We start from the raw sequence: 21,803 nt of genomic DNA on the forward strand, positions 1-21,803 counted from the left end.
AGGAATGGAAGAATCTGCACCGATGAATCGGTTTCAATAATGCAATGCGAACGAATTGACTCGAGCCAGCGAGGGGCGCGCGACGAGTCGCTTCCGATCGTCTGGCTTTTCTGCTCCTATTTTGTCTGCCTGCTCCTCATCGCGCTGGTGCGGGATCTTGCGGGCCAGCCCCCGCTTTCGGCACCGATTGAAGGCATCGCTTTCCGAACAATGAACGATCCGCACTCCTTCGCCACGGCGGCTTTGGAGATTCATCGACACGGCTGGGTAACGCCCGGTTCGATGTGGATACTGCACCTCTGGCCGCCTGGATTCGTGGTGCTCGAAGCGGTCGTACTGAATCTGTTCGGCGAATCCGCTCCTTTTGTTGGGATCCTGATGGCGCTGAGTGCTCTCGCAGGGGCATGCATGCTCACCGCTGGTCAGCGATGTCTCGCGCTATATGTGCCGTCGAGGTGGTCAGTCCTGCTTCCACTGCTCCCTTTCTTGTTCCCCGTCACCCGGTTGTTCCTGCTACAGCCAGTTGGATTGATATTGGGAGAAGGCTTCTCAGTAATGTTCTTCTTGACGGCGGTATTTCTGCTGGTTCAGGCGCTTTCGAAGCGCTCAGTGTGGGGCGTGGTCGGCTCGGGCGCTTTCATGGCGGCATCCGCGTACTTCCGGTCGCAGTATGAGCTTATCGTTTCTGCAATGAGTATTTTTTCGATCCTCATTGTGGGAATCTGGCTTTCCCGTCGGCGATCGCGGGCCGGGACGGCGGCGAGGGATGCGGTTCAGTTGAAATTTACAGTGCTTGGCATTGCCGCTTCAATGCTCGTGGCAAATGCGCTGATGGTGCCTTGGCGCATTCACAACTACCTCGACATCAAGCGTTTCGGCTGGGTTCAGACCCAGGAACTTGTAATTCGCAATTCATTAACGCCTGTTCCCAAGCTGCTCGAGGCTGGGGGGCGATTCGTTGTAGACGGAGGTGGACATCTTGCGTGCAGCTTCGAGCCTTCGTATTGCGACAGCCCTGATGCGCGGCTGTTCTATAAGGCTTTCGCAAAGCATGCTGCTTCCTGGTTTCTCTATAAGGTCCGAATTCTCCCGGTGTTCTGGTTTTCCTCGATGGAAGGATTTCCAGACCCAAATACAGTAAAGGTGCCATGGGATGTGGTTTCAAATTTATTTATCCTTGCCTGTATGATTGCTACCGTGCCGCTCCTGTGGCTCACCCGGCGGCGGAAAGTTTTCATTCCAATGGCCTGGATAAGTCTTTCCTTTTATTCTTGTTTCTTTGTTATCTTTACGCTTGTCCAATTCGAGATGAGGTATTTTTTTCTAATGAAGATATTCTCTCTTTATTCTGCTCTTCTGCTAGGCTGCGCCTTGCTACGTGAGCAACGCGACTCTGTCAATCCGCAAAAGACTGTTGCGCGCGAGGGAGGATTGTCATGAAAGCAGTCATTCTTGCCGGCGGCCTCGGAACCCGGATTTCCGAAGAAACCGGCCTCAAGCCCAAGCCGATGATCGAGATCGGTGGCAAGCCGATCCTCTGGCACATCATGAAAATCTACGCCGCTCACGGCGTCAATGACTTCGTCATCTGCTGTGGCTACAAGGGCTATGTCATCAAGGAGTACTTTGCGAATTACTTCCTTCACATGTCTGACGTCACCTTTGACATGACGCGCAACGAGATGGAGGTTCATCAGCGCAAGGCCGAACCGTGGCGAATCACGCTCATCGATACAGGCGAAGACACGATGACCGGGGGCCGCCTCAAACGTGTCGCGCCTTACGTGCGGCATGAGCAGGATTTCTGTTTTACCTACGGCGACGGAGTCAGCGACCTGGACATCACGGCACTGATCGCGTTTCATCGTGCCCAGAACGTCAAGGCCACGCTCACCGCCACTCTGCCTCCCGGGCGATTTGGCGCGCTCGATTTCCAGGGCGACAAGGTTCGCAGCTTCAAGGAAAAGCCGAAAGGTGATGGCGCCATGATCAATGGCGGTTTCTTCGTTTTGTCTCCGGCCGTGCTGGACTACATCGACGACGACGCGACGGTGTGGGAGCGCGAGCCGCTCGAGCGGCTGGCGTCCGAAGGGCAGTTGGCCGCCTTCAAGCACCCCGGCTTCTGGCAACCGATGGACACCTTGCGTGACAAGACCCATCTCGAGGAGCTATGGGGTAGCGCTCAAGCGCCCTGGAAGGTCTGGGAATGACAGGGCCGCAATTCTGGTCCGGCAAGCGGGCCTTCCTGACAGGGCACACCGGTTTCAAGGGCAGCTGGCTCGCGCTATGGCTGGAGAAGCAGGGGGCGTTGGTCACCGGATATGCACTCGAGCCTTCAACGCAGCCGAGTCTCCATGCGATGGCGCGGTTCCAGCCGGCAACGCGGTCGATCATCGCCGACATCCGCGATCTCGATCGTCTGCGTGCTGCAGTCAAGGCCTGCAAGCCGGACGTCGTATTTCATCTCGCGGCTCAGCCCCTAGTGCGTCGTTCCTATGTCGATCCGGTGGAAACCTACTCCACCAATGTGATGGGCACGGTCCATTTGCTGGAGGCCGTCCGTGCCTGCGAGACGGTGCGCTCGGTCGTCGTCGTCACGAGCGACAAATGCTACGAGAACCGAGAGTGGCCGTGGGGGTACCGCGAGAACGAACCAATGGGTGGCTACGATCCGTACAGTAACAGCAAAGGCTGTGCGGAACTCGTAGCGGCCTCGTTCCGTTCTTCATTCTTCAATCCGGCTCGCCATAGTGAGCACGGCGTGGCGTTGGCGACAGCTCGGGCGGGCAACGTCATCGGCGGCGGCGACTGGTCCGGCGACAGGCTGGTCCCGGATCTCCTGCGCGCGTTCGAGCATGGTCAAACGGCAGATATCCGCAATCCGCACGCAATCCGACCCTGGCAACACGTACTGGAACCCTTGCGCGGCTACATGATGCTGGCAGAGCGGTTGTTCGTCGATGGCCCGAACTGGGCGCAGCCCTGGAATTTCGGACCCGATGAAGCGGACGCTCGTCCGGTATCCTGGATTGCCGACCAACTGGTAGGCCTTTGGGGTGGCACTGCCCAGTGGCGCACTGACGCCGAGGCGGAGCACCCTCACGAAGCCTCTTGGCTCAAACTCGATTGTTCCAAGGCCCGACAGACCCTTGGCTGGCATCCCTGCTGGAACCTGCGCCGCAGCCTTGCGGCCATCGTCGATTGGCAGCGCGCCTGGCTCGATCGGCGCGACATGACTGCATACACGCTCGAGCAGATCGAGCAATACGAAAGCACCTCGAATCATGGCTGAAGTCTCTTTCCAGAAAAACGAACTGCGCAAGAAGATCTTTGCGCTCGTGGCCGAATACGGCGAGCTGGCCGGCAAGACGCCGGCCTTTGTGCCTGGCGAAACCCTCGTTCCTCCATCAGGCAAGGTGGTGGGAACGCCGGAGATGCAACTGATGGTCGATGCCTCGCTCGATGCCTGGCTGACCACCGGACGCTTCAACACCCTGTTCGAGAGCCGTCTCGCGGCCTACCTGGGCGTCAAGCATCTGATGACCGTTAACTCAGGTTCCTCGGCCAACCTGGTCGCTTTCTCGACTTTGACTTCGCCAAAGCTCGGGGATCGCGCCATCCGACCGGGCGATGAGGTGATCGGCGTGGCCGCGGGATTTCCCACCACCGTGAATCCGATCCTTCAGTGCGGCGCAGTACCGGTGTTCGTCGATGTCGATATCCCGACCTACAACATTGACGCCAGCCAGCTCGAGGCCGCCATCGGCCCCCGCACCAAGGCGATCATGCTGGCTCATACACTGGGCAATCCGTACAACCTCGACGTCGTCAAGGCTGCTTGCGAGAAGCACGGGCTCTGGCTGGTGGAAGACTGCTGCGATGCCTTGGGTTCGCGCTACAACGGCAAGTTGGTCGGTACCTTCGGCGACATCGGCACCCTGAGCTTCTATCCGGCCCACCACATCACGATGGGCGAGGGCGGCGCGGTGTTCACCAACAATGACGAACTCCGACTCATCGCCGAGTCGATCCGGGACTGGGGTCGAGACTGCTACTGCCCACCCGGCAAGGACAACACCTGCGGCAAGCGTTTCTGCTGGAAGTTGGGTGATCTTCCGGAGGGCTACGACCACAAGTACACGTATTCGCACCTGGGCTACAACCTCAAGATCACGGACATGCAGGCGGCGTGCGCGCTGGCGCAGCTCGATCGGCTGGACGGCTTCGTCGAGGCACGCAAGAAGAACTTCGCCTATCTGAAGGATCGGCTGCGAAGCTGCGAGGAGTTCCTCGAGCTGCCCGAAGCCACGCCGGGTTCGGAGCCATCCTGGTTCGGCTTTCCCGTCACTCTTCGGGAGGCAGCCAATACGCGGCGGGTTGACCTGCTTACCTATCTGGACCAGCAGAAAGTCGGGACTCGACTGCTGTTCGCCGGCAACCTCTTGCGTCAGCCCTACATGATCGGGCGCAACTATCGGGTGGTTGGAGAGCTCGTCAACACGGAGCGAATCATGAACGACACGTTCTGGGTCGGCGTCTACCCAGGGTTGACCGAACCGATGCTCGACCACATGGTCGAGAGCATCGAAACCTACCTCGGATTGCGGTTTGACTGATCAAGGTCGGCCCGTATCGATTTCGGACCTGGACGAGATCCTGCGCTTGACTGCGCCCTCGGTCTGGGACGGGCTTCGGGCGCAGTCCCTGTTCATTACAGGCGGAACCGGCTTCGTCGGCAAGTGGTTGCTGGAATGCTTGCTGCACGCCGATCGCGAACTGGAGCTCGGCCTCGCGCTCACTGTCTTGACGCGGGAGCCCGACCGGTTCGCAAGAGACAGCGCACACCTCGCGAAGGCGCCGGCACTCCAATTGCTGAAAGGGGACGTCGCCAGCTTCGAGTTTCCGCAGACGACCTTTACGACCGCGATCCATGCCGCACTGCCAGTGGCTTCGGCGCGGGCGGGCCTTGGCGACTTGCCGCGTCTGGCACAGGCCGGTGCGCAGCGTGTCTGCGAGTTCGCCGCTGCCCGTGGCGTCCGCCGCCTCCTGCACATCAGCTCAGGCGCGGTGTACGGCGCTCACTCTGCTGCAGCGACCCTGTCGGAGGATCTATCCTGGAGCGGCGCGGCGACTGCGAACCACTACACCTGCGCCAAGCGCCTTGCAGAAGGGGTAGTGGGGCTCGACTGGCCGTTCGAGGTCGTGGTGGCCCGTTGTTTCGCTTTCATCGGCCCCTACCTCTCGGGCGACAGCGGAGCCGCCGCGGCCGAGTTCGTGGAACAGGTTGCAAACGGAAGAGGCATCGTCGTCGAAGGCTCCGGCGATGCCATTCGCGCCTATCAATATGCCGGGGACATGGCGCGCTGGTTGCTCAGTTCGCTGGTACTCGGGGCGCCCGGTCGTATCTACAACATCGGCGGCGACTCGGAGGTCACGATTGCCCAGCTGGCCGATGAGGTGACGCGAATCGCAGGCTTGTCCGAGTCGGTGCGGATGGCTGGTCGAGCCGTCGAGGGCCTTGCCGGTCAACGCTATGTGCCGGACATTCGCAGGGCCGCTAACGAGCTTGGGCTCTTCAACGCCGTGGGCCTCGATGAGGCCATCCGGCGAACCCTCTCCTGGCGGGCAGGCGCTCGGAATTCTGTCAATTGACACCGACTTCATCATGAAACCTCACTTCGATCCCATGCGCTTGCGCAGGACCGTGGTCGAAATGGCCTACGCTGGCAATGCGGTCCATCTCGGTTGCGCCTTCTCCATCATCGAATTGCTGTCCTGCCTTTATGGCAGACATATGCGTTACGACGCGAACGACGTTCGCGATCCTTCGCGCGACTACCTGGTTTTGAGCAAGGGCCACGGCGTAATGGCGCAGTATGCGTGCCTGTATGAACTGGGTTGGCTGGAGCGGGCCGATATCGATCGATACTTTCATGACGGATCTCGCCTCAAGGGACTCTCGGATGCGCATGTCCCGGGCTGCGAGGTGACGTCGGGAACCCTGGGGCACGGCCTTTCGGTGGGCGTGGGGCTGGCGCTGGCGGCGTCGCGCCGCAAGACAGGCCAGAGATGCTATGCAGTGATTGGGGATGGCGAGATCAACGAGGGCGCGATCTGGGAAGCCATGCTGTTCGCCGCCCACGCCAAGCTGGACAACCTGATGGTGATAGTCGACGCCAACGGGTTCCAGGCGATGGGTCCCACCGACGAGGTCATGCAGCTTGGCGACCTGAGGGCCAAGTTCGCGGCCTTCGACTTCGACGTCCTGGCAGTAGACGGCCACGACGTGACCGCGATCTCGGCGGCCATCGAGGAGCTCCAAAGCCGCCGGAACGGACGCCCTAAGGCATTGGTCGCGAAGACCGTGAAGGGCAAAGGCGTCTCTTACATGGAGAACGTCAATGCCTGGCACTACTCGCGTCTGACGCCGGAGCTGCATGCGCAGGCCCTGCGCGAACTTGAAGGAGCATCGGTATGAGGACGGCGTTCTCGAATGCTCTGGTCGAGGCTGCGATGGCCGACGAGCGGGTCGTTCTGCTGACCGGGGATCACGGCTACGCGCTATTCGATGAATTCCGCAAGCGCTGTGGCGGCCAGTACATCAATGCCGGAATCGCGGAACAGAACATGGTGGGAGTGGCGGCAGGACTTGCAAAGGCGGGCTTCAGGCCGATCGTCTACGGACTTAGTGCCTTCGTGCCGGTGCGCGTGCTCGAACAGATCAAGATCGATGTCTGCTACGAGAAGCTACCGGTGATTTTCGCCGGCGACGGCGCCGGCCTCGTCTACAGCACGCTGGGCACGAGCCATCAGAGTTTCGAGGACATCGCCTGTCTTCGCGCCGTGCCCCACATCGAGATCATGTCTCCCTGCGACGCGCTCGAATTGACTGCTTGCATGTCGATGGCTCGGCAACACGCAGGTCCGGTGTACTTGCGAATGGGCAAGGCGGACCTGGGAGAAGTACATTCGTCGCCCCCTGAACTGCGACGCGGCGCTCTGGTCCGCGTGCGGGCGGGGCGTCATCCCGTAGCCCTGATCGCCACGGGATCGATGGTCAAGACGGCATGTGCCATTGGGGACGAACTCGACGCTTCAGTCTGGAGTGCGCCCTGGATCAAGCCGATCGATACGGCGCAACTCTGTTCGATCGCTTCCGAAGCCAAAGCCTTCGTCACACTCGAGGAGCACTCTGCCGCGGGTGGATTGGGTGGGGCTGTCCTCGAGGCAATCTCGGAAATCGCTCCGATCCCGGTGCTGCGCATCGGCATCGGAGAACGCTTCTCGGAGACTTGCGGAAGCCATGCTCACGCGATGCGAGAGCATGGTCTGGATCTGGATGCCGTGCGTGCGCGCATCGCGCCTTTTGCGTACAAATGGAGGGCCTCCTGAGGTGCTTGACTCGCAGCTGTGGCGTTTCCTTCTGGTAGGTGGATTGAACACCGTCGTCGGTTATGCGTTGTTCGCCGTGCTGGTCTGGGCGGGCTTGCCTTTTCCACTGGCGATCGGCCTGGCGACGGTGCTCGGCGTGGCTTTCAATTTCCAGAGCACTGGGCGCTTGGTATTCGGCGGTGCGCGACTGTCGAAACTCGGCCGCTTCGTGGCGGTGTATGCCGCCGTCTATGCGTTCAACGTCGGAGCGGTTGCCTTGCTGCTTGCTGCCGGTCTCAACGTGTACGTCGCGAACGCCCTGGTCTTGCTGCCGTTGGCCCTGATCGCCTTCCTGCTTCAACGCAGGTTTGTTTTTGTCACCCCATGAAACACATTACCGTCGTCACGCCCTGCTACAACGAGGAAGAGAATGTCGAAGAGGTCTATCGTCAGACGCGGGAGGTGCTCTCGACGATCCCCGACGTCAGCTACGAACACCTGTTCATCGACAACTTCTCGTCGGATCGAACGCCGGAGCTACTGCGGCAACTGGCCGCTTCGGATCACAACGTCAAGGTGATCTTCAACGCACGAAACTTCGGTCATATTCGTTCGCCGTACCACGGTTTGCTGGAGGCCAGAGGGGACGCCGCGATTCTGCTTGTTGCTGACTTGCAGGATCCTCCCGAGTTGATGCGGGAGTTCATCGCTAGATGGATGAATGGCGCCAAACTGGTCGTTGGCGTCAAGCCAAGCGCCGACGAATCCAGCCTGATGTTCACGGTACGCCGCGCCTATTACCGGATGGTCACGCGCATTGCCGATGTCAAGCTGATTCAGAACTTCACCGGATTCGGACTGTACGACCGCAAGGTGCTGGAGGAGTTGCGGCGCATCGATGATCCCTACCCGTACCTGCGTGGCTTGGTCTCAGAGGTGGGATTCGAAGCGGTGCAGGTGCCTTACAACCAGCCGCGCCGCAAGCGCGGCATCACGAAGAACAACTTCTATACGCTCTACGACATCGCGATGCTGGGGATCACCTCGCATTCGCGTGTGCCGCTGCGTATCGCCACCATGGCGGGTTTTGCGCTGTCGGGTCTCAGCCTCTGCATTTCGCTCCTCTACCTGTTGCTCAAGGTGCTGTTCTGGAGCGAGTTCAGCATGGGCACGGCGCCAATCCTCATCGGCATGTTCTTCTTTGCCTCGGTTCAGCTGTTCTTCATCGGTTTGTTGGGCGAGTACGTGGGGGCCATCTTGACCCATGTGATGAAGCGGCCCCTAGTGGTCGAGCGAGAACGCTTGAATTTCGACAGTTGATGGATGCTGCCGATGGCCGAACAATTCCTTTTGAAAGCCCTCATATGAGTAGAAACTGCGATGTCTCGGCAGGCATGGAGTTCGATCCGGCGCACTACCGAGCAACGTATGCCGATCTCGCTGGCATGGATGATGCGCAGGCCTACGAACACTTCCTGACCTACGGTTTCGACGAGGGGCGGACTCCCAGCGCGGGCGCCGCCAAGGAGTCGTTCATTCGGCAGATTCCCAGAGACGGCCTCACGCTTGAGATCGGGCCGTTCGCCAATCCTGCGCTGGTCTGGAGCCAAGTTCGCTATGCCGACATGCTCTCGACCGAGGAACTGAGGGAAAGGGCGCTCGTGCACCAGCTCGACCCCGAGAAGTGCCCGAAGATCGACTACGTGCTCTCCAGATTGCCGCTGGAACAAATCCCTGACCGTTTTCGCAGTGTTTTCAGTAGCCACTGCATCGAGCATCAGCCGGATCTCGTGGCGCATCTGCAAGGGGTGAGTCGGCTTCTCGAAGGCGGAGGTTCGTACTTTCTTGTTTGCCCCGACAAGCGCTATTGCTTCGACCACTTTCTGCCGGAGACAACCATCGCGGATGTACTCGTGGCCTACGCGGAGCGAAGGACGCGGCACTCGCTGAGATCCTGGATCGCCTACGCCGCGTTGACGACGCACAACGACATGAGTCGTCATTGGCGCGGCGATCATGGGGTCAGAGTCTGCGAGACCCACGGCGACACCGTTCTCCAGGGCGCCATGCAGGCCTATTCGGAAGCCGAGGAGAAGGGCGAGTACCTCGACTGCCACGCTTGGCAGTTCACGCCGGCCACCTTTGAGGTGATTTTCGAGCAACTGTTTCGTTTGGGCCTGACTGACCTGGCACCGTCCAAGGTTTACCGGACTCTGAGGAACCGCAACGAGTTCTGCGTGGTACTCCGAAAACGGGGCGCGACCCCTGCTTGACGAATTTCTCGTTTTAATACAAATAAGCAATACTTTTGTAATACTTTGACGATGTGACAAACGTTTAGAATTGATGACTCTTGTGAATTAAAGAGCATCATGGTTGAAGACGAAGACAGTGAGAAATCGATGCCAGTCATTTGGATGACTGGTCTGCCCGGGTCGGGAAAGACCACCGTTGGGTTGAGGTTAGTTGGTGAACTGTCGCGCTTGAAAATCAAAGCCACCTTGCTGGACGGCGACGTCCTTCGCAAAAATCTTTGCGCTGACCTCGGGTTTTCGGATGAGGATCGTCTTGAAAACATTCGACGGATTGCGTGGACAGCGAAGCTGCTTCAAGGGGAGGGGTACATCGTTGTGGTGGCGACGATTTCACCGCTTGCCTGTCACCGAGCATTAGCTCATTCGATCATCGGCGATGGTTTTTGTGAAACATTCGTATCTGCATCTGTCGAAATCTGCTCGCAGCGTGATCCAAAAGGAATGTACGCCGATGCGATCAATGGGAAAATTCCCGGGTTCACCGGAATTTCGGGAGCTTACGAAGCTCCAGTTGATCCAGATTTGATGTTGGATACAACTTCAGAATCGGTAGAGGAATCTATTTGGACTGTATTGGATTTAATCCATCGTCTGACTGATGTCGACTGTCGACCTCAGTGCTGCCGGCAGCACAAGAAAAAACCAGTTGCGGCGGCACGACGCAAATTCGTTGGCGATTTAAATGGCCAGGCGCATTAATATCACTTTTTGTGTTGGCGCGCCTCGGAGCGGAACGACATTGATGGGAAGCCTTCTATCCGAGGAAATTTCCGCGTTCCCGATGCTTCCAGAGTGCACGTTCATCACCCGGCTAATTCGTCAGTTCCATGACATCATTGAGTACGCCGACCGTCCTCGCTTCCAGGCTTACGCGAAGACGAAGCAAGACTTGGTCAACGTGTTCGCTCCGGCGATCCATGGTTTTGTCGGTAACGCCCTCAGCCATTTTCCGCATCTCGACGCCGAACAGCTTGTGCTCAAGGATCCGGAACTGACGCTCTATCTGGATTGCCTGCCCGATTTCTTTGAAGATTTCAAGGCCGTCTGTGTAGTCCGAGATCCCAGAAAGGTCATCGCCTCGATGAGGACTGTTTTCGAGAAGCAGGGTCGCCAGCTGAAGTTCGAAGACTTGGTCGGCCTCATGTTCAACTACTACTGGCGTGCGTCGGAGTCACGTCTTGCCAAATCGGGCGCGGTTCATTTCGTCCATTTCGACAAGATACTGAACAACGACCCGGTTGAGTTCAATGCGCTGGAGAGTTTCCTTGGGTATCGGGTCGGGAGGCGCGGGTTCGGCAAGACCTTCTTTGGCCTCGATCAAAACGACGCCACCTATTCCGACAACTATGGGCGCCCAATGGAAGCTCGCACGGAGTCCTCGTACGCATTGAGTTCGCAGGAGTCCTTAAGGGTGCAAGAGGTTTTTTCGGGCTACAACGGCACTTTCCGTTGGTGGTAGCCGTGAGCAGGGGCGGCCGAACGGCGGCCCCTCCGCGTCAGAACGAATGGCCCGTGGCGTTGCGTCGCAGGTCCGCCTCGACCATCATGGTGCACAGTTCCTCCAGTGTCGTCGTCGGTGCCCAGCCCAGCTTCTCCTTGGCACGCGCAGGATTGCCGATCAGCAACTCGACCTCTGCAGGCCGATAGAACTTGGGGTTGACGCTAACCAGCGTCTTGCCAGTCTTGATGTCGATGCCGACCTCGGCTTGCTCTTCGCCCTCGAAGCGGAGCTCGTAGCCTGCGGCCTTGAACGCCATGTCGACGAAATCGCGGACGGTTTCGGTACGGTTGGTTGCCAGAACGAACGTGTCGGCCTCTTTCGCCTGAAGCATGAGCCACATGCCCTCGACATACTCCTTGGCGAAGCCCCAATCGCGCTTGGCGCCAAGGTTGCCGAGTTCCAGGACACCAAGCTTGCCCAACTTGATCTTGGCCACCGAATCGGTGATTTTCCGGGTGACGAACTCACGTCCGCGCAATGGGCTTTCGTGATTGAAGAGGATGCCGCTGCAACCGAAGATGTCGTAGCTCTCGCGGTAGTTGATCGTCATCCAATGCGCGAACAGTTTCGCGACGCCGTAGGGGCTGCGCGGGTAGAAAGGCGTGTCCTCGGCTTGCGGAATCGCCTGCACCTTCCCGAACATCTCTGAAGTCGAGGCTTGATAGAAGCGGATGTTCCGATTGGTGAGGCGGATCGCTTCGAGTAGATGAAGCGCTCCCATGCCGGTGATCTGCGCTGTGGCGTCCGGCTGGTTGAAGCTTACGCCGACGAAGCTTTGTGCGGCAAGGTTGTAGACCTCATCGGGTGCAGCGTCCTTGATCAGGGTGAGTGAGCTGCCCAGATCCGTCAGATCGTACTCGACCAGATGCAGATCGGGATTGTCCTGAATGCCCAACTCCTCGATCCGCCAGAAGTTGACCGAACTGGTGCGGCGGTAAGTTCCAAAGACCACATAGCCCTTGGCGAGCAGCAACTCGGCCAAGTAGGCTCCGTCCTGTCCGGTGATGCCTGTAACAACGGCGCGCCTTTTCATGGGTGACTTTCTAAATGAACAATAACGATGTGAGGAGCTCGGCGCGTAGGTGCATGCAAGCAAGCGTAAGTCAACATGCCGGTTGCCACCATTCTCCGTGCAGCTCGATGGGTTGGAGTATGTGGTGTCCCTTGGAGAGCTTTGGATGGAAGGCGGGATCATTGTCCAGAAACTGCCCCCATCTGCTCAAGAACAACGCGAGTTCGCTCGCGGGCCACGAGGCGTCTCCGCGGGATCCCTTTTCATGATGGACCAGTTCGGCGTGCGGCGTATAGACGATGCGATAGCCAAGCATCTTCAGCTTGAGGCACAGATCGACATCGTTGAAGTCCAAGCGAAAGCGTTCGTCGAAGCCGTCGACCTCATCGAGCAGGCTTTTGCGCGTCGCGAATACGGCGCCGGTCACGATGGACCACTCGCGATGAACCGAGGCCCAGTCCTGGTAGGTGGGAGCGGTAGCGGGCTCGCCGATCCAGGCGTGCGTGCAGAGGCCGTAGACGCCGCCGGGCATCCCGGCGTGCTGGATCCTGCCCGTTGGGTAGAGCAGCCTGGCACCGGCGCCGCCCACATCCGTCTGTGTGGAGAAGCTCAGTAGCGCCTGGATCCAGTCCGTTGAACGGATCGTGATGTCGTCGTTCATCAGGATCACGTGCTCGGTTGAGGACTCGCGCCAGAGCCGATTCATCTTCGCCGCATAGTTGAAGCTCTCGCCTTCTGCTCTGCGCGTCTGAATCCGGCGTAGTCGGAATGGCCACTGGCGTCCGGCGTAGACCGCATCGCTGTCGACGTCGTCGCCGAGCAGCACATGAAGCTTGTCCATCGGGTAGTCCGATTCGGCGATGCTTTCGAGAAACTGCACGACATAGGGGGTGCCGCTGCCATCGGACGAGCGTTCCCCGATCGTTTGTCGCGTCGGGACGACGAGGGTGACCTCCGGTGGGTCGCTGAATCGCTTGTCGATTCGCAGGCTGGCTTCCGCCAGACCGGGCGAGACATCGATCAATGCGTCGGCACTCTTCGGCCACCAGCGCCTTATCGCCGCTGCACGGTCGTCGACGGCTGCGCGAAAGCGGCGATCACGGTACTTGGCCAGCACCTCGGGTATCCGGCCGATGACGACGCCGGCGGAATGGGCCCTCAGGATCAGGTCGAACGATGCCGCGGTACCGGCTTCGACATCGATGTTGCCGATCTGCTTGGCGGCCGACGATCGAACGAACAGCGGGAGCCCGATGTAGTCGTACGCCAGTTCGAGCGAAAGGTCCCAGTCGGGCTTCAGTGCCAAGTCCCGTGCATCACTCGCGCCGGTCACGGCGACGTCGTCACCGTAGAAGAGCCCGATGTCGGGACGCTGGTGCCAGGCATTCGCTAGCAAGTCCCAGACACTCGGGTGAATCTCCAGATCGCCCGGGCCAATGATGAACCACTCGCCGGCAGGAATGCCGGCGCTGAACTTGGCGGCCTCCGTGCCGGGAATGGTTCCGTCGGCGTCGCACCGGATCGAATGCAGGCCCTCGTGCTGCAACATAGAAAGCAAGATCCCTTGGCTCACGACGAGAGCCTCCGGGCAGCAATGCCGGTCATCAGCTCGCCAGGGAGTAGTTGCCCCAGGCTTTCGATCATGCGTGCAGCGACAGCCTCTTGCGACAGCTTCTCGCGGATTCGTCGTTTGGCCATGTCTCCCTTCGATCCGTCGTTCTTGGACGCCGCCTCGGCAGCGGCCAAGAGTGCTTCGGTCAGCTTGGACTCGTCTATCGATGCCCAGGTGTTGCCGCTACCGTAGGCTCCATGGTTGTCGTCGAGCGTACGAAGCTTGTAGTCGACCGGGAAGCCGCTGGCGACGTCGAGGAAGTCGCGGGTGCCACTGTAGTCCGTGGCGACGACGAGCTTGCCCATGCCCATGGCCTCGGCCACGGTGAGGCCGAAGCCCTCGGCGCAATGGGGCGAGGCATAGATGCTGGATGCGGCCATCAAGGCTTCCATGGCGTCCTTGTCGAGCGAGCGATTGAGCATTACGACCCCTGGCGTTGCTGCCACGAGTTCGGCCAGCGCATTGCCTTGCTCCGGGGAGTCGAAGACATGTTTGGTCTTCAGCACGAGGGTCCATCCTTGATCGTTCAAATGGCTCTTCCCGAAGGCCCTGACGAGCGCAAATGGGTTCTTCCGTACCAGATAGCTGCTGCCGTCGAAGGCGTAGAGGATGATCCGCTCGGTACTGGCGCTGCCGATCGTCTCCTTGGCCGTGCGCAGCGCCGCGCCCCTAGGCGTCTGCACAGTATTGGCTCGGCGCCCATATGGCATCGACCTCGTTCATGACTTTCAGCCATGATGCAGGCACCGTCGGCGTTTCCCATACCCACAGTCCGATGCGCAGGCGCGCCTTGCGGATGACTTCCAGCTGCGCCTCGGTGAACATCGAGTCCCAGCCATCGGGGTTCAGCTGAACCAAGGCTACGTCCGTGTCGCCGGCGAAGTCGCAGATGTCGAACGGCGGTGCGATCTGACGATGGACGTGGAACGGCCGCTTGATCGGATGAAGGTTGAGAAGAACGCCGGTGCGCCGCAGTGCGGAAATGTAGGACCTGCTCGCGACGCCCAACCCGTTGTCGAAGTTCCACGGAGCGATCAAGGACACGCGCGGCAGCAAAGGCGGCAACTCGAAATGCGTTGTCGGCGCGTCTGAAAGCGGAAGATCGTCGAGGTCGGCAGGCATTACGCGTCGCGCCTCATCCAGCGTGCGAGCGGCCAGTGCGGGTTCGAAGCCGCGAGAGCGCAGCACATCCTGCCACCCTTCGATGTCGACCCCCTCGAAGCGATCGCGCAAGACCATGACCTTGACGAACGGAAAACCCCTCTCTATCAGGCCGCGCCAGTCATAGATGGTGGGATTACTCGGCCCGTCCGACGGGAACAGCTCGACGCACTCCAGGCCAGCTGATCGCAGCGTCGGGGCAAAGCGCAATTCATACTGGTTGATGACGTCGTCCTTGTCGTCCAGTGTCGTCACCTGGTTGAAGAACCGCTGCAAAGCCACCGAGGCCAAGGCCTTTTTCTTGAGCGCAAGGAAATAGCTTTGCAGATGCCAGCCGGTGCGCTCGTGGTTGGCCGTCATGCCGACCAGATCTCCGGAGCTATTGCGCACCCGCGAGAGCACCTTGTCCAGATCTTTCTGATTGAAGGGGCCGATCAGGCTGTCGTTCAAGAGGTAGAGGATGTCCGAATCGAGGAGGTCCGGGCGCAGCCTGAGAACGTGCGCCCAGGCGGCAAAATCATATCCCTTGTTCCTACGAACGAAAAGCCCCGACACCAGCGTGAGCAATTCCGGCGTGGCCCTGAATGGCGCGTCCGCGGCCACTAGAAGGATGATGGAAATACCGCCATCCTTCAGGCACTTCAGATAGTGTTGAACATGCGGCTTCAGCCTTCCGTCGGGCGAGTGAGCGACGAACAGTCCCGTTTCGGCCGCTTTCCCGGGCACCTTCAGACAATGGATCTCGGCTTGTGTGACCGGGGTGCCCAGACGCTCGACATGAGCTCCGGGAGAGGGGCGGCGACCTTCCGCCTGGCCGTGCCGCAGGAAATGCTCGAGCGGGTTCAGGCTGGTCAGCGTCAGGTCGGGGTTCTGCTCGACGTACCAGCGGGTCGAGAAATTCGGTCCCGGATCCCGCCCTTCCGCAGCACCGAATTCATAGTAGTGGGCGAGCGGATTGAGGCCTGAATCCCGAAGGTCTGCATAGGTGTCCAGATACCACTGGCCGTCGAAGAACGGATTGGGGCTGAGGTGGCTGTTGCGCAAGTAGTGGATCAGTGGATTGGCGTCCTTGGCCAGCACGGAAGGGTTGCGCGACAGGTACCAGCGAGTGTCGAAAAGCGGGTGCGGATCGCGACCCTCCTTACCGCCGAGCAAGAGATAGTGTTGCAGTGGACTACCTACGAAAGAGCCCACGTCCGGGTACTTCCGAAGGTAGAAGCCGGAGTCGAACAAGCCGGACCCCGCCAGTGCCGCACGGGCGTCTCGGGTCCGATAGTGGAGTTCGATCGTCTTGTAGAGACGTTTGAACTGAAAACCGCCCAACAACTTCGCCACCTTTGCCGAGCTGAACGCCCAGCGGCTGAACCGGGGAAATCGGGCGGCGACGCTGCGCAGGCTGGTGACCAAGCGCCAGGAGCGGGAGGCCAGCATGGCGGCGCGTTGCTCGCGTTCGGCCTTGAGTTCGTTCGAGACCTGCAGGTAACGCGTCTGCAGCGCGGCGAGTTCCCGCTGCCGCCTGCGTGCGGCCACTTCGACTTGCCGGAGGCTGAAGGCTTGGTCTTCCTGTTCGCGCGCGTGACTTTCCGCGAGTCGAGTCAGCTCCTGGGCATGGCGGGACTCGATGCTGTCCGCCTTCGATCGAACTTCGGCGAACTGAGCGCGCAGTCGAGGCAATTCGACCTCGGGCGGGGACTCAAGATCGCTCCATTCGTTGCCGGACTCGTCGATTGTCCGGAGTTGACTCATGAGAAGGCCGTTGAGCGGCAACTCCAATGCGGACACCTGCTGGGATTTGCCCACCACGATCCTGCGCCCGAGGCTCGCCTCGGCCGCGGTCTTCTTCCGCACGAAGCACAAGGAGTTCCTGAACTCGACCGAGTAGATGCTCTCGAGCGCAACCTCGGTCAAGGTGGCTGCGCCCATCTGCGAGAACCCGCGCAGGACATCGACGCGGCGCCCGGCCACGCCCCAGTGCTCGAAGTTGACCACATCAGCCAGACGCTTGAAAAAGCTGATGGAAGACTGGGGGGCATAAAGGCCGCCCTGGAAGTCTCTCCAATAGCTGCAATGAAGATCCTCTGCGACGTAGACCCCCCCCTCCTTCAGCAAGGGGAAGTAGCGAGAAAAGCTCTTGACGATATCAATCGACCGGTGCGAGCCATCGTCAAGGATGATGTCGAATTCAGATGAATGGCTAAGGATTTCCGCTTCGGCAGCATTCGAATTTGCATCGCCGATCACAACTCGAATCCGAGGATTCTGGTAGCTCAGCGCCCTGCAAGCCTCATTGATTTCGCAGCCGATGATCCGGTCCGCATTTTGAAAGTACGTCGACCAGATTTCCAGCGAGCCGCCATTCTGAATGCCAATCTCAAGGAGACGCACGGGTTGGTTGCGGAACGGTGCGAGGATCTCGTCGTAAGCTTCCAGATAGCTCGCCCATTTATCGGTCACCTTCCCCTCGTGGGCGCTATAGATTTGTTTTAGCGTGGAAGTCATGTGGAGTTTCGTAGTAGAGCGCCGGTGTAATCTCTCCCTTCGGCGAAGACGGATTTTAGGCGGGGCCCCGGAGATGGCTTGTGGGTCGACGACTACAAGCATATCCGTTCGCACCGCCATGGCGGGAGGAGGCTCTACCCCACGATTCGCCCGTGTTCCAGGTGGATGACCCGGTTGCACTCCTTGGCGATCAGGTCGGGCGAATGCGATGCGAGCACAAGAATCCCGGATTTGGCGACAACGTCCTTCATCCGCTTTTCGGCCTTTTCGGTAAATTCGGCGTCACCGACCGACAGCCATTCATCCATCAGCAGAATGTCCGCCTCGACGCTGGTCGAGATCGAGAAGGCCAGTCGCATCATCATGCCGGTCGAATAGGTCCTCACGGGCATGTTGACGTACTCACCGAGCCCGCTGAACTCGCAGATTTCGGGCGTAAGTGCGTCGATCTGCTTCTTGCTCATGCCCATCACCAAGCCTCTCAGCATGATGTTCTCGATGCCTGTCGCATCTGCCTCGATGCCCAGCGATGGGTCGATCAGGCTGGACACCGTGCCCTCCCGCAAGAATTCGCCCGATGAGGGCTCATAGACGCCGGCGAGGGCGCGAAGGAGTGTCGACTTTCCCGCACCGTTGTGGCCGACGAGGCCCAGCCGGTCGCCGCTCTTGAGTTCCAGAGTGATATCGCTCAGCGCTTGAACGACGTTGACCCCGGTTTCCTTGCCGAACCGGCCGCCGGTCACTGATGCTGCAAGCGTCTTTTTGAATGACGCGGCACCTGCCCCGTAGATGGGGAAATTGACCGAGACGTTTTTGAGAGAAATGAAAGCCATGATTGTTCAGAGCCAATAGACGACGCGACGACGGTACTTTGCAAACAGCAGGCCCGACACGGTCACCGTCGCCGTCGTCCAGCCTAGAATCCCCCACCAGTTGTGGCCTTCAGCCACGCCGCCCATCAATGGGGTGCGCAGAAGATCGAGCATCTGCGCGAACGGGTTCCAGAGGATGTACTTCGCCCGTCCCGGCAGGCTCGAGGGCAGCCAGAAGACGGGCGTCAGGAACATCAGCATCTGCATCACGCTGGTAACAATCTGCGTCACGTCGCGAAAGCGTGTGCACACCAGGCCCAGCGCGAGACCCAAGGCTTGTGCGTTCACAAGCACGAGGAGGAAGGCCGGGATGAACAGCAATGCTGACCAGGAAAGCGAAACCCCGGCCCAGATGGCGACCGGTACGTAGAGCACAATCTGGTGCGCGAATTGGATCAGGTTGCGCGCCATGCTTCGCCAGACGAAGAGGCTGATCGGAAAATAGCCCTGCTTGAGGTAGTTTGCGGACCCGATGAACGCATTGCACGAATCCGTCACCATGCTGGAAAAGAAACCCCAGAAGATGATGCCCAGTGCCAGATGTGGAAAGAACGTCGAGAGCTCGGTGCCGAAGAGCGAACTGTAGAGCGGCCCCATGCCGCCGATCATGGCCCCCATGCTGAGGGTCAGCCAAACGGGCCCCAGCATCGAGCGGCGGTATCGCAGCACGATGTCGAACCAGGCCAGCGTCCACCAGATGTCGGTGCGGCGTGTTCCTTCCCACCAATCGGCCCAGGCGCTGCGATGCAAGTTGGATTGCGCCTGACTCATATGCGCCCGTACGTATCCGCGAGTCTGACGATGTCGTCTTCGCCGAGGTAGGCGCCGCATTGCACTTCGATGAGCACGAGTTCTTCCTTGCCTATATTTGTCAAACGATGTCTTTCTTTGAGAGGGATGTATCGGTATTCGCCGGGGAGTGTCTTGTATTCAACGTCCCCGACCTGCACCAGGGCGATGCCGCGCACCACCACCCAATGCTCTGCGCGCTGGTGGTGATATTGAAGTGAAAGAGATTCGCCGGGTTTGACCGTGATGCGCTTGACCTTATAGCCGTCCTCTTCCTTGAGCGAGGCATAGGTGCCCCAAGGCCTATGAATCACAGCCGGCAGATGTACGGCATCGTGTCGCCGCGCCTTCAAGGAGTTGACGATTTCCCTGACGCCCTCGGCGCTGTTCTTGTGGGCCACCAGGAGTGCGTCCGGAGTGTCGACGATCACAAGGTCGTGCACGCCCAGCGTCGCCACCACCTTGGGATTATGGCTTTCGACGTGCACGTGCGTGCCCGTGGTGTCGATCGCCACGACATCCAGCGGAAGGGTGTTCCCGCTTGCATCGGGTGTATGCGACCTCGCGACCGAAGGCCACGAGCCCACGTCGCTCCAGCTGAATTTGGCCGGCACCACTTGGACGTTGTCGGCGTGCTCCATGACGGCATAGTCGATGCTGATGTTTGGCAAGAGTCCGAACGCGTGGAGGTCGAACTGGATAGCGTTGTCGTTCGATTGCGACGTTTCCAGAACGCGCCGCGCAGAAGTCAGCACGTCCGGCGCGTGCCGTTCTAAGGCCGAGACGATGGCGTCTGCGGTGAAGCAGAACATGCCGCTGTTCCAGTAGTAGCGTCCAGTCGCAAGATATTCCTGGGCCGTGTGGACGTCCGGTTTCTCCACGAAGCGCTTGGCCGGCTGGCTCTCGCGCGACACGTGCTCCACCTCGACGTAGCCGAAGCCCGTGTCGGGACTTGTGGGGCTCACACCAAAAATCACCAGGGCGCCTTGCGCCGCCAGCCTGAAGGCCCGGCTCGCGCTGGCGACAAAAGCCTCGACGTCGGGAACCAGATGATCGGCCGAAAGGACCAACATCACCGTTTCGCCGCCAAACCGCTCGATGCACTGAAGCGCAGCCAAGGCGATGGCCGGCGCCGTATTGCGACCGCTGGGTTCCAGCAGCAGCGTTGCTTCCGGCGGATCTGCCATTTGATTCAGCACGTCCTTGGTCAGGAACTGATGGTCCTTGTTGGTGACGATCATCAGGTCGCCGATGCCGCATGCTTGGCCGCGTTCGATCGTTTGCTGGAGCAGCGTTGAGCCCCCGAGCTTCATGAAGGGCTTTGGAAAAGCCTGCCTGGAAAGTGGCCAGAGCCTGGAGCCGGAACCTCCTGAAAGCACCACTGAAAGCAGTCGCATCTTTAGTCTTTCTCTATGTGCAGGCAATTTTACTGGTCGATCTGGCGTCGGTTCCCGGCCTGGGGCGCATCGCTTGGGGACTGGGTCGCCGCTCTTGCGAAGATAATCACCGGCTCCACGATGGCCAAGCCGGCCCGAAGACGCGCGGCCGCGGATGGTTGCTGCCGGCATTCCGCGACAGCGGATCGATTACCTGTAACGGGCACGCATGAACGCTGTATTTCCATTTGTCGGATTCGATCCGCATTGTCTGGCGCGGCTGGCAACGCCATGAGCCTCGCCATCTCCGTCGCCCTCTGCACCCACAACGGCGCCCGCTACATCGCCGAGCAGGTCCGCAGCATCTGCCTGCAGACCTTGCCGCCGACCGAGATCGTGCTGTCCGACGACGCCTCGACCGACGACGGTGTCGAAGTGGCCCGCGTCACGCTCGAAGCCTGCCTGCGCGAGCGCCCGGGCCTGGCGATAGGTCTGCGCGTGCAGCGCAACGATCCCGCCCTGCGCGTCACCAAGAATTTCGAGCAGGCCGTGCGTGCCTGCAGCGGCGACCTGATCGCCCTCAGCGACCAGGACGATGTCTGGCATCCGGGGCGGCTGGCGCGGATGGTGGCCGAGTTCGAACGGCGCCCCGACCTGCTGCTGCTGCATACCGACGCCCGGCTGGTCGATGGCGCCCTCGCGGATCTGGGCAACTCGCTTTTTCATGCGCTGGAGGTCCAGCCCTTCGAGCGGGCCTGGATCCACGAGGGCCGCGCCTTCGACGTCTTCCTGCGCCGCAATCTCGTGACCGGCGCGACGACGCTGTTCCGGCGCTCTTTGCTCGAACAGGCGTTGGACTTCCCCAAGGAATGGCTGCACGACGAATGGCTCGGCATCGTCGCTTCCGCGGTCGGCGGGGTCGACATGCTCGAAGACGCCTTGATCGACTACCGCCAGCACGACAGCAACCAGATCGGCGCGCGCCGGGATTCCTTCATGGGCAAGGTCAGAAAGGCACTGGCTTCGCGCGGCACCACCCACCAGGAGCGAGCCTTGAAGGCCGAGCTTCTGCTCGAACGGCTGCTGTCCCTGGGCGACCAGGTGGCTCCGGATACCATCCAGAAGCTGCGCGAGAAGCTGGAACACCAGCGCTTCCGGGCCGCGCTGCCGGCGTCGCGCGTCGCGCGCTGCCTGCCGGTGCTGCGCGAGGCCATGACCGGCCGCTACGAAAAGTTCGGCCGCGGCACGCGCGGCGTCGTCCGCGACCTGTTCGAATCCGTCTGAGACTGCCCGAG

General features: G+C 60.1%; 20 protein-coding genes. 13 read left to right on the forward strand and 7 right to left on the reverse strand.

Annotated elements, in window-relative coordinates:
- Positions 1-39: 39 nt before the first annotated feature.
- The 12 genes from AC1DYK_RS14565 to AC1DYK_RS14620 all read left to right on the forward strand — a co-directional run bounded on the left by AC1DYK_RS14565 (position 40) and on the right by AC1DYK_RS14620 (position 11,145).
- On the forward strand, positions 40-1,440 hold the full coding sequence (locus tag AC1DYK_RS14565) for a hypothetical protein (RefSeq protein ID WP_478166975.1): 1,401 nt from the start codon (positions 40-42) through the stop codon (positions 1,438-1,440).
- Positions 1,437-2,210 carry a glucose-1-phosphate cytidylyltransferase gene (rfbF, locus tag AC1DYK_RS14570; RefSeq protein ID WP_478166976.1) on the forward strand — a complete coding sequence of 258 codons (774 nt, stop codon included), beginning with the start codon at positions 1,437-1,439 and terminating at the stop codon, positions 2,208-2,210. The genes AC1DYK_RS14565 and rfbF overlap by 4 nt, the downstream gene beginning before the upstream one ends.
- The gene (gene rfbG / locus AC1DYK_RS14575) at positions 2,207-3,292 is read left to right on the forward strand and encodes a CDP-glucose 4,6-dehydratase (protein WP_478166977.1); all 1,086 of its coding nucleotides are present in this window, start codon (positions 2,207-2,209) and stop codon (positions 3,290-3,292) included. The genes rfbF and rfbG overlap by 4 nt, the downstream gene beginning before the upstream one ends.
- Positions 3,285-4,616 (forward strand): lipopolysaccharide biosynthesis protein RfbH, encoded by a 1,332-nt coding sequence (rfbH, locus tag AC1DYK_RS14580; protein WP_478166978.1) that lies wholly within the window; start codon positions 3,285-3,287, stop codon positions 4,614-4,616. Before rfbG ends, rfbH begins: the two co-directional genes overlap by 8 nt.
- Complete coding sequence (locus AC1DYK_RS14585) at positions 4,609-5,652, forward strand: NAD-dependent epimerase/dehydratase family protein (RefSeq protein WP_478166979.1); 1,044 nt, start codon at positions 4,609-4,611, stop codon at positions 5,650-5,652. Before rfbH ends, AC1DYK_RS14585 begins: the two co-directional genes overlap by 8 nt.
- A 13-nt stretch (positions 5,653-5,665) precedes the next feature.
- Complete coding sequence (locus tag AC1DYK_RS14590; RefSeq protein WP_478166980.1) at positions 5,666-6,478, forward strand: transketolase; 813 nt, start codon at positions 5,666-5,668, stop codon at positions 6,476-6,478.
- Entirely contained in the window at positions 6,475-7,392 is a 918-nt protein-coding gene (locus tag AC1DYK_RS14595) for a transketolase family protein (RefSeq protein WP_478166981.1), read from the forward strand. Before AC1DYK_RS14590 ends, AC1DYK_RS14595 begins: the two co-directional genes overlap by 4 nt.
- Before the next feature lies 1 nt (position 7,393).
- Positions 7,394-7,759 carry a GtrA family protein gene (locus AC1DYK_RS14600; RefSeq protein ID WP_478166982.1) on the forward strand — a complete coding sequence of 122 codons (366 nt, stop codon included), beginning with the start codon at positions 7,394-7,396 and terminating at the stop codon, positions 7,757-7,759.
- Positions 7,756-8,691 (forward strand): glycosyltransferase family 2 protein, encoded by a 936-nt coding sequence (locus AC1DYK_RS14605; protein WP_478166983.1) that lies wholly within the window; start codon positions 7,756-7,758, stop codon positions 8,689-8,691. Before AC1DYK_RS14600 ends, AC1DYK_RS14605 begins: the two co-directional genes overlap by 4 nt.
- Positions 8,691-9,644, forward strand: a complete 954-nt coding sequence (locus AC1DYK_RS14610) for a class I SAM-dependent methyltransferase (protein ID WP_478166984.1) — start codon at positions 8,691-8,693, stop codon at positions 9,642-9,644. The genes AC1DYK_RS14605 and AC1DYK_RS14610 overlap by 1 nt, the downstream gene beginning before the upstream one ends.
- Positions 9,645-9,743: 99 nt before the next feature.
- Positions 9,744-10,385: an adenylyl-sulfate kinase gene (gene cysC / locus AC1DYK_RS14615; protein ID WP_478166985.1), complete on the forward strand. Its 642-nt coding sequence runs from the start codon at positions 9,744-9,746 to the stop codon at positions 10,383-10,385.
- Complete coding sequence (locus AC1DYK_RS14620) at positions 10,369-11,145, forward strand: sulfotransferase family protein (RefSeq protein WP_478166986.1); 777 nt, start codon at positions 10,369-10,371, stop codon at positions 11,143-11,145. Before cysC ends, AC1DYK_RS14620 begins: the two co-directional genes overlap by 17 nt.
- Positions 11,146-11,182: 37 nt before the next feature.
- Here the strand turns inward: AC1DYK_RS14620 and gmd are convergent, their stop codons facing one another.
- From gmd to AC1DYK_RS14655, 7 genes are all read right to left on the reverse strand, one after another.
- Entirely contained in the window at positions 11,183-12,220 is a 1,038-nt protein-coding gene (gene gmd, locus AC1DYK_RS14625) for a GDP-mannose 4,6-dehydratase (RefSeq protein ID WP_478166987.1), read from the reverse strand.
- Between the two features lie 70 nt (positions 12,221-12,290).
- Entirely contained in the window at positions 12,291-13,772 is a 1,482-nt protein-coding gene (locus AC1DYK_RS14630; protein ID WP_478166988.1) for a glycosyltransferase family 2 protein, read from the reverse strand.
- Positions 13,769-14,494 (reverse strand): glycosyltransferase, encoded by a 726-nt coding sequence (locus tag AC1DYK_RS14635; protein WP_478166989.1) that lies wholly within the window; start codon positions 14,492-14,494, stop codon positions 13,769-13,771. Before AC1DYK_RS14635 ends, AC1DYK_RS14630 begins: the two co-directional genes overlap by 4 nt.
- Entirely contained in the window at positions 14,481-17,471 is a 2,991-nt protein-coding gene (locus tag AC1DYK_RS14640; RefSeq protein WP_478166990.1) for a rhamnan synthesis F family protein, read from the reverse strand. Before AC1DYK_RS14640 ends, AC1DYK_RS14635 begins: the two co-directional genes overlap by 14 nt.
- A 134-nt stretch (positions 17,472-17,605) precedes the next feature.
- Positions 17,606-18,304, reverse strand: coding sequence for an ABC transporter ATP-binding protein (locus AC1DYK_RS14645; protein WP_478166991.1), 699 nt, complete (start codon positions 18,302-18,304; stop codon positions 17,606-17,608).
- A gap of 6 nt (positions 18,305-18,310) precedes the next feature.
- Positions 18,311-19,114, reverse strand: coding sequence for an ABC transporter permease (locus AC1DYK_RS14650; RefSeq protein ID WP_478166992.1), 804 nt, complete (start codon positions 19,112-19,114; stop codon positions 18,311-18,313).
- Positions 19,111-20,529, reverse strand: coding sequence for a mannose-1-phosphate guanylyltransferase/mannose-6-phosphate isomerase (locus tag AC1DYK_RS14655; protein ID WP_478166993.1), 1,419 nt, complete (start codon positions 20,527-20,529; stop codon positions 19,111-19,113). The genes AC1DYK_RS14650 and AC1DYK_RS14655 overlap by 4 nt, the downstream gene beginning before the upstream one ends.
- Positions 20,530-20,799: 270 nt before the next feature.
- Between AC1DYK_RS14655 and AC1DYK_RS14660 the strand changes: the two genes are divergently transcribed.
- Positions 20,800-21,792, forward strand: coding sequence for a glycosyltransferase family 2 protein (locus tag AC1DYK_RS14660; protein ID WP_478166994.1), 993 nt, complete (start codon positions 20,800-20,802; stop codon positions 21,790-21,792).
- Positions 21,793-21,803: the final 11 nt, after the last annotated feature.

It is taken from the genome of Variovorax sp. P2_H12 (genome assembly GCF_056403395.1).